Origin of the sequence: Spongiactinospora gelatinilytica, from assembly GCF_003236385.1 — a bacterium.
Lineage (GTDB): Bacteria > Actinomycetota > Actinomycetes > Streptosporangiales > Streptosporangiaceae > Spongiactinospora > Spongiactinospora gelatinilytica.
Map to the genome: position 1 here is coordinate 1 of NZ_POUA01000373.1, position 7,468 is coordinate 7,468.

Here is a 7,468-nt window from a genome sequence, read left to right on the forward strand (position 1 = left end):
ACCGCCACCATACCGGCCCCCGCCCCGCCACACCGCCGCACCCGCTGGTCACGCCCGGAGCCCGAGTACCGGCCGGGCCCTGCGCCACACGCGGCACGCCAGGCGTCAGGGTGCGCCCGGGTCCGCCGACCCGGCTCGCCGGGTCCTGTGCGCGGCGGTCCTGTGTGCGGCGGCTCTGTGCGGGGTGGTCCTGTGCGGGCTTCGGGTGTGGATCGCGTTCCGGTGGCGGGCTGACGTGCGGGGTGGAAGTGATCTACCCTCTATTGGTGGACAGCGAGAGCCGGGCGGCGGCCGATCTGCTCGCCGCGTTGTGCCGCGCGGCGGAGGGGTTCGCGATGCTGCGGCACCCCTTCATCCGGCGTGAGCCGCTTTCCCGGCTCGATCCCGCCCGCGCGATCGTCGGCACCGACTTCGTACTGCCGGACGGGCGGGTGGCCCGCTTCGCCGTCACCCTGGCCGCCGGTGACGACGTCTTCCACGTGGGCGGCGACGTGTCCGTCGAGGAGCGGGTGCTGCTCGACCTGCCCGGCCACGCCACCGCCGGGGTCCGGGAGGCGCTGGCCGTGTTCGACGAGTACACCTCGGAGGTGTTGGCCCGCGCCCCCGTGTTCCTCGACCAGCTGATCGAGGAGATCAGCGCCTGAGCGCCTCCTCCGGCGCGGGCATCGTGAAGCGCGGCGAGTCCCAGGAGAGCACGGCCGTGGCCGGGGCGACCGGCCACAGCGCGCGCAGCTCGCCGGCCAGGGCCTCGATCAGCCTTGGCACGTCGGCGTACGCGGACTCGTGCGTGGCCTCGGCGATGATCAGGACCGAGGTCGTGGCGTCGCGCACCGCGGAAAGGCCGCTCTGCCGGTTGGTCCAGCGCCTGGCGTGGGCGCGCCCCGCCTCATCCGCGAAGGTCACCTCGCCCGGGGCGGGGTGCTCGGTGTCGCCGCCGAAGGTCTCGTACTCCTCCTCGCCCGTAGCCGGGCGCACTTCGAGCCCGCCCGTGATGCGCGTCAGGTCCAGCGCCGCGACCGGGATCGCGTAGGCCAGCGACACCGCGTTGCACAGGTCGATCAACGGGTGGATCCGGGGCAGCGCCCCCTCCTTGCGGAAGCGGCGCAGCAGCGACTCCGACGCGCAGCGGTACTGCGTGGGCTTGAGCCCCATCCGCGTGAACGTGCGCCGCCACGCCTGGATCTCGGGGAACTCGCTCTCCGGGCCGGTGGCCAGCCGCTCGCGCGCGGTGGCGTAGAAGGGCTCGGCCCGCGCGGCGACGGACACGCCGGGCTCGATGCCCGTGGCGTGTACCGCGCCGGCGACGAGTTCGGGGTGGTCCGCCCAGATGGCCGCGCTGTGCTGGATGTACATGGATTCCTTGCCGTATTCGGATGGGACTTGGGCAATGGATACACCATGCCGAGCGGGTGGCCCGCCGAACAGGTCCGATCGGGGCCGTGCCCAGTGGGCCATCAGGCCGAGTCCGATTCGGCCGCATAGATAACTTCGGTCGTCCGATATTGGCAGACCGGTACTGGCCAGTTACGCTGTGCACGAATCTGTGAAGGAACCAGGTATGTCGGCGGAACCCACTTCACCTGCGAACATATATCGGATCGAGATGTCGCGGCGGCAGCGCGCCGCCGCCGCGGTGCTCCTCATGGTCGCGCTCCTGGTCAGCATTTCGGTCGCGCTCTGGGCGCCCCAGCCCGGCCTGTGGGGCCTCCTCCCCGTCGTGGTCTACGCGTTCCTGGCGCTGTTCGGCGTCGACATGGTGCTCGCCACGATGGCCGCGATCATCTGCGGCATCATCCTGGCCCGCGTCCCGCCCCTGGAGATCGGCGGCCTGCTGCTCGAAGCGTTGGGCGACTTCGTCGCGCTGCTCGGCGTGATCATCATGCTCGGCGCGGGACTCGGCGAGGTCATCCGCCGCACGGGCGTCGCCGACTACATGGTGATGGGCATCGTCGAGAAGATCGGCGTGGACACCCGCGTGCGGGTCCGCGTCGGCGTCATGCTGGCCTGCACGGTACTGGCCTTCTCGCTCGGCACGCTGGCCGGCTCGGTGGCGATCGTCGCGCCCATCATCATCCCGATCGCGGCGGTCGTCGGCTATACCCCGCCCGCCACCGCGGCGATGTTCTTCTTCAGCGGCCTGGCCGGACTGATCCTCAGCCCGTTCGCGCCCGCCACCATCGCGGTCTTCCAGTCCGCTCCGGTGAGCTGGGGGCAGTACGTCCTCACGGCGGGCGGCCCGGTCGCGCTGATGATCTGGTTCGCCGGCTTCCTGGTGGTGTCGTGGAACCAGCGCCGAACCGAGGGCCGGTTCGCCTACCCGCCCGAGCGCGCCGCTCACCCCGAGCGGGCCGCCGCCACCCCCTCGGTCAAGCGGGCCACCGCGGCCTTCCTTGCGACCTTCGTCGTCCTGGTCGTCTTCGCCGCCTGGACCAAGGCCGGCGCGACGTTCGTGCCGATCGCCATGGTGCTGCTGATGACCGTCGTGGGGCTGGCATCCTGGACGGCGCCAGGCAAGATCATGGACGCCTTCTACACGGGGGCCTCCCGGCTGCTCGGCATCTTCTTCCTGTTCTGGCTGCTGGCCATCCTGTTCAAACTGATCGACTCGATGAAGCCCTACGACGCCATCGTGGCGCAGTTCGGCGGCGGGCTGTCGGCCCTCGGGCCGTACCTGTTCGCCGTCGCGGTGGCGCTGGTGGGCTGGGTCGGCGTGGCGGGCGCGGCGGCGGCGCAGGCCGTACTGCTGGCCAAGGTCTTCGGGCCGGTCGCCACCGCCCTCGGGATCAGCCCGGCCGCCTGGACCACGGTGCTGCTGGCCAGCGCGCAGACAGACGGCCTGGGCCCGTTCCCCAACCCGGACATGATCGGCCAGATGGGATTGGCGGAATCCAATTCCCTGAAATGGCAGCTCCTGTCATGCTGGCTGGTTATGATCCCGGTCGTCGGCCTTTACCTGCTGCTGCTGGCCGTCTACACGTGAGACGCCGATGAGCTTTCATGAGATGTTCCGCGACCTGCCGCCCGGCGCGGGCGCGCAGGCCGCCGGGTTCACCCTCGGGTACGGCGGCGCGCCCGCCCGCGCCGTCTTCGCCCGCCACGGCGCCGTCCGGCTGCGCTGCGCCTCCCTGCTCAAGCCGCTGTACGCCTGGGCCGCCCACCCCTCCTTCACCGCCGGGTCCTTCTCCGGCGACACCCGCGACACCGGCGGCGGCGGCCCGGACCGCTGGCGCTCGGCCGCCGAGCCCGCCGTCCGCGTCTCGGACAACGCCACCACCCTGGACCTCTGGTTCTCGGCGGGGCCACGCGCGGTGCTCGACCTGCTGGGCCGCCGTACCGGCGTGACCTGGGTGCCCTCGCCCACCGACCCCTACTGGTTCGGCGGTGTGGAGGTGACCGCCGAGGAGGTCGCCGCCGCCTACGGTGCGCTCGCCCTGGCCGAGATCGGCGGCGACCCGGTCGCCGGGACGCTGCTCACCTGGATGCGGGAGACCGAACAGAACTTCGGCCTGCCCGGCCCGGTGGCCGCGGCGCTCGGCTGCGCCCCCGATGAGGTCGCGGTCAAGTGCGGCTGGGCCAACTTCCCCGACGAACTGGTGCTGCGCACCCACGCGGTGGCGGTCGCCCGCTCGGGCCCTCGGGCGGTTCTGGCGGCGGCGCTCACCGCCCTGCCGTACGCGCACGGCCGCGAGACCTACCTCGAACGGGTCGCCGCGGGCACCCCGGTCCTCGACGACCACGAGACCGAGGCCGGCCCCCTGCTGCGCGCCCTCATCACCACCACCCTCACCGAACTGGGCTTCCCGCCCGTCTCCGCATGAGCCGGTACGTGGTGAGCGGTGGGCTGGTGGCCGATGGCAGGGGTGGCGAGCCTGAACCCGCCGATGTGCTGGTGGAGGGGGAGCGGATCGCGGCGGTGGGCGCGCCCGGGGCGTTCTCCGGTGTGCCGCAGATCGATGCGAGCGGGCTGGTCGTCGCGCCCGGCTTCATCGACGCGCACTCGCACGCCGACAACGCCCCCTTCCTGGCCGCCGACGACACCACGAAGATCCTCCAGGGCGTCACCACCGAGATCGTCGGCAACTGCGGCTTCAGCCTCGCGCCGCGCGGCGACGCCGCCACCTACGACGAGTACGTCTCCCGGCTGTTCCCCCGCGTGGAGCCCACCTGGACGGGGTTCCCCGACTTCCTCGCCGCGGCCGACGCCGCCGGTTACGTCACGAACAACTGCCCTCTGGTCGGCCACGGCACGCTGCGCGTGGCCGCGTTCGGCATCGCCGACCGGCCGCCCGAGCCCGGTGAGCTGGCGCAGATGCGGCGGCGGCTCGATGAGGCGCTGGAGGCTGGCGCGTTCGGCCTGTCCAGCGGGCTGATCTACCCGCCCGGCGCGTACGCCGCCACCGAGGAACTGACCGCGCTCGCCGCCGCCCTCGGCCCGGACCGGGTGTACGCCACCCACCTGCGCGCCGAGGGCGCGCACCTGATCCCCGCCATCGAAGAGGCGCTGCGCGTCGCCGCCGAGGCCGGCTGCCGCACCCAGATCTCCCACCTGAAGTCGGTCGGACGGCCCAACCGCGGCGGCGTCGTCCGCGCACTCGCGCTACTGGACCGCGCCCGCGAGACGGGCCTCGCGGTCCGCCAGGACGCCTACCCCTATGCGGCCTCCGCCACGTCGCTGACCGCCGCGCTGCCGCCGTCCTACCTGGCGGGCGACGCTCCCGCGGTCCTCGCCAGGCTGTGCGCGCCGGACGTGGCCCGCAGGCTGGCCCGCGACCTCGCCGACGGCCCGCCCGGGTGGGAGAACCGCGTGGCCCTGGCGGGCTGGGACGCCATGCTGATCACCGACACGGCGAGCGGCGCGCACGTCGGGCGCACGCTCGCCGAGGTCGCCGCGGACCTTCGCGCCGACCCCGTCGCGGCGCTGATCCACGTGCTGGTCTCGGAGCGGTTGCGGGTGTCGGCGGTGACGTTCTGGATGGACGAGGACGACGTACGCGCCGCCCTCGCCCACCCGCACACGATGATCGGCAGCGACGGCCTCCCACCGGGCACGGCCGGACGCCCCCATCCGCGCCTTTACGGCACCTTCCCCCGGATTCTCGGCCGCTACGTGCGCGAGGCCGGAGTGCTGACGCTGGGCGAGGCCGTCCGGCGGATGACCGCGCTGCCCGCCGCGTGGTTCGGCGTCCCGGACCGGGGCAGGATCGCCCCGGGCCTGATCGCCGACCTGGTCGCCTTCGACCCGGTCACGGTACGGGACACGGGCGACTACCACGATCCGGCCGGCGCGCCCGAAGGCATCGCCTGGGTGGCGCAGGCCGGGCGGCTCACCGTGGCGAACGGCCGGCACCTCGGTGTGCGGGCCGGCCGCCGCCTGCTGCCGGCGCGCTCCTGAAGGAGCGCGCCCGCAACGCGGGTGCCGCGCCTGGGCAGGCCCGGGCGCGGCACCTGAATCCGTGGGCCGGACTCACATCGCCGGGCGAACCGGGAACTGAGCCGACACCGGCTGGGCACTCGACTGCGCGGGCGCGCCGGCCTGCGCGGGCGTGCTCGAAGGCGCCTTGCCGCTGGTCCGGCTGCTCCCCTGGGAGCCGCTGGCCCGCTCGCTCTCCAGCACCCACCGGAAGAACTCGGCGGCGTCGGAGTTGTCACCCGAGTCGTCGCCGGAGTCTCCGCTGGTGTCCTCGGAGTCCTCCCACTCCTTCTTCTTGTCGGGCTTCGGCTTCTTGCCGGACTTCTTGTCGTCCTCACCGATCGACGGCAGGGACGTCTCCTCTTCGTCGTACCACTTGTCGCCGGACTTCTTGTCGTCCGACCACTTGTCGTCCGACCACTTGTCCTCGGACTTCTTTCCAGGCGGCCCGGGAGGTCCAGGCGGACCGGGAGGACCGGCGGGGCCCGCCGGGCCTGCGGGACCGGCCGGACCGCGCTCGCCGCGCTCGCCGCGCTCGCCCTTGTGGTGCTTGCCGTGGTGGCCCCAGTGACGCCAGCAGGGACGGTGCCAGCAGCGGCGGTGGCACCTGCGGCCGTGGCAGCCGAGCAGCGGCTTCTCGCCGGTGACGCTGACCTGCGTGCTGATGCCCTTGGGACCGGCGGTGCCGGCCGTGGCGGGCGCCTGGGACGACGCGACCAGCGCGGCGCCCGCCATTGTCAGGGCGGCCGCCGTGGCCAGGGCGCGCGAACCGGAGCGAAGCACCGGAGCCCATCTCTTAGTCTGAGAAGTCATGTGATTCCCGTGTCAATCACGATCCCATAGGACCGATCTACCGTTACCTCGCGATAGCGGGGCAGTCCAGGGATACCCCCAGGTAGAGAAGGCCACGCACGAATATCTCCTAGCCTACGGCAATGGATGTCACAGTAAACGGAAATCCCTACGTGCCCTACGGCATCGCGATTCTAGCCCACTTGTGAGGCGTTATTTGAGAATAGCGATGAGTAGTATGCAATATCCGTTTTATCCGGATATGCTGGGGGGAATGATGGAAACTTTGCGACCTATCTAAATGGATCTAGGCTGCTTTCTCATGCATTCCGGGTAATCAATGGATTGTGATGAAATATGTAGCGCCCTTCGCCGCTGTCGTCGTTCTCGCCGGGACCGCGGGCGCGGCCGGGATCGCCGCCGCGGCACCGGCCGCCGCCGGCTCCGAGGTCCTGCGCCCCGGTGACTCGGGGATGGAGGTGAAGCGCCTGCAACGCGCGCTCGACCGGCTCGGCTTCGACCCGGGACCGGTCAACGGGCGGTTCGGGCACGAGACGACGACCGCCCTGTGGGCCTTCCAGAAGTCCAGGGGGCTGCCCACGCGCGCCGCCGCCGACGAGTACGTCTGGCGGGCCATCGACCGCAGGCGGGCGCCGCAGGCCATGGTCCCGGGCGGCGCCGCCGACCGGGTCGAGATCAACCTCGGCCGCCAGCTCCTCACAGTCTACCGCGCGCACCGCCCGGTGCTGATCTCGCACGTCTCCACCGGCGCGGAGGTCCACTACTGCCACAACGGCAGGTGCGGCGACGCGGTGACCCCGGTCGGCGACTACCGGGTCACCAGCAAGTCACCGGGCTGGACCACCGGCCCGCTGGGCTCGATGTACAACTCGCTGTACTTCAACGGCGGCATCGCCATGCACGGCTCCACCAAGGTCCCGCCGCGCCCCGCCTCGCACGGTTGCGTGCGGCTGCCCATGCACGTCGCCGACCGCCTCTACCGGATGGTGGGCGTGGGCGAGCCGGTGTACGTCCGCGAGGGACGCGAGGTGTGGAACCGCGAGTACGAAAGGTACGACAGGCGCGGAGGACACGCCGGTCACGGCCGGCACGGAAGGATGCGCGGCCGCTGACCCCGCCTCACCACGGGACCGGTTTGCGGTCGCGGAAGAACCCGCCGGTCGGCCCGTCGTCGGGCAGCGTGGCGGCCCACACGATGCCCGCCGCGCCCTCGGCCACCGGCCGCCCGCCCCGGCCGCCCATGTC

The 7,468-nt window shown here is 72.2% G+C and carries 7 protein-coding genes; 5 read left to right on the forward strand and 2 right to left on the reverse strand.

What is annotated here, in order from left to right; all coding sequences use genetic code 11:
* Positions 1–266: 266 nt before the first annotated feature.
* The gene (locus tag C1I98_RS31930; protein ID WP_146607763.1) at positions 267–644 is read left to right on the forward strand and encodes a hypothetical protein; all 378 of its coding nucleotides are present in this window, start codon (positions 267–269) and stop codon (positions 642–644) included.
* Here the strand turns inward: C1I98_RS31930 and C1I98_RS31935 are convergent.
* Entirely contained in the window at positions 634–1,353 is a 720-nt protein-coding gene (locus C1I98_RS31935) for a B3/B4 domain-containing protein (RefSeq protein ID WP_111171086.1), read from the reverse strand. The genes C1I98_RS31930 and C1I98_RS31935 overlap by 11 nt on opposite strands.
* Before the next feature lie 250 nt (positions 1,354–1,603).
* On the opposite strand from C1I98_RS31935, the gene C1I98_RS31940 reads away from it, so the two are divergent.
* From C1I98_RS31940 to C1I98_RS31950, 3 genes are read left to right on the forward strand one after another with little or no spacing between them, the layout of a single operon-like run.
* The gene (locus tag C1I98_RS31940) at positions 1,604–2,980 is read left to right on the forward strand and encodes a Na+/H+ antiporter NhaC family protein (RefSeq protein WP_158558265.1); all 1,377 of its coding nucleotides are present in this window, start codon (positions 1,604–1,606) and stop codon (positions 2,978–2,980) included.
* A gap of 7 nt (positions 2,981–2,987) precedes the next feature.
* Positions 2,988–3,818, forward strand: a complete 831-nt coding sequence (locus tag C1I98_RS31945; RefSeq protein ID WP_146607764.1) for a hypothetical protein — start codon at positions 2,988–2,990, stop codon at positions 3,816–3,818.
* The gene (locus C1I98_RS31950) at positions 3,815–5,392 is read left to right on the forward strand and encodes an N-acyl-D-amino-acid deacylase family protein (protein WP_111171089.1); all 1,578 of its coding nucleotides are present in this window, start codon (positions 3,815–3,817) and stop codon (positions 5,390–5,392) included. Before C1I98_RS31945 ends, C1I98_RS31950 begins: the two co-directional genes overlap by 4 nt.
* A gap of 72 nt (positions 5,393–5,464) precedes the next feature.
* On the opposite strand, the gene C1I98_RS43270 is transcribed toward C1I98_RS31950, so the two are convergent.
* A complete protein-coding gene (locus tag C1I98_RS43270; RefSeq protein ID WP_199537361.1) occupies positions 5,465–6,193 on the reverse strand; it encodes a hypothetical protein in 729 nt (242 codons plus the stop codon).
* 359 nt (positions 6,194–6,552) lie between these two features.
* On the opposite strand from C1I98_RS43270, the gene C1I98_RS31960 reads away from it, so the two are divergent.
* Complete coding sequence (locus C1I98_RS31960; RefSeq protein WP_111171090.1) at positions 6,553–7,335, forward strand: L,D-transpeptidase family protein; 783 nt, start codon at positions 6,553–6,555, stop codon at positions 7,333–7,335.
* The last annotated feature ends 133 nt before the right edge of the window (positions 7,336–7,468 follow it).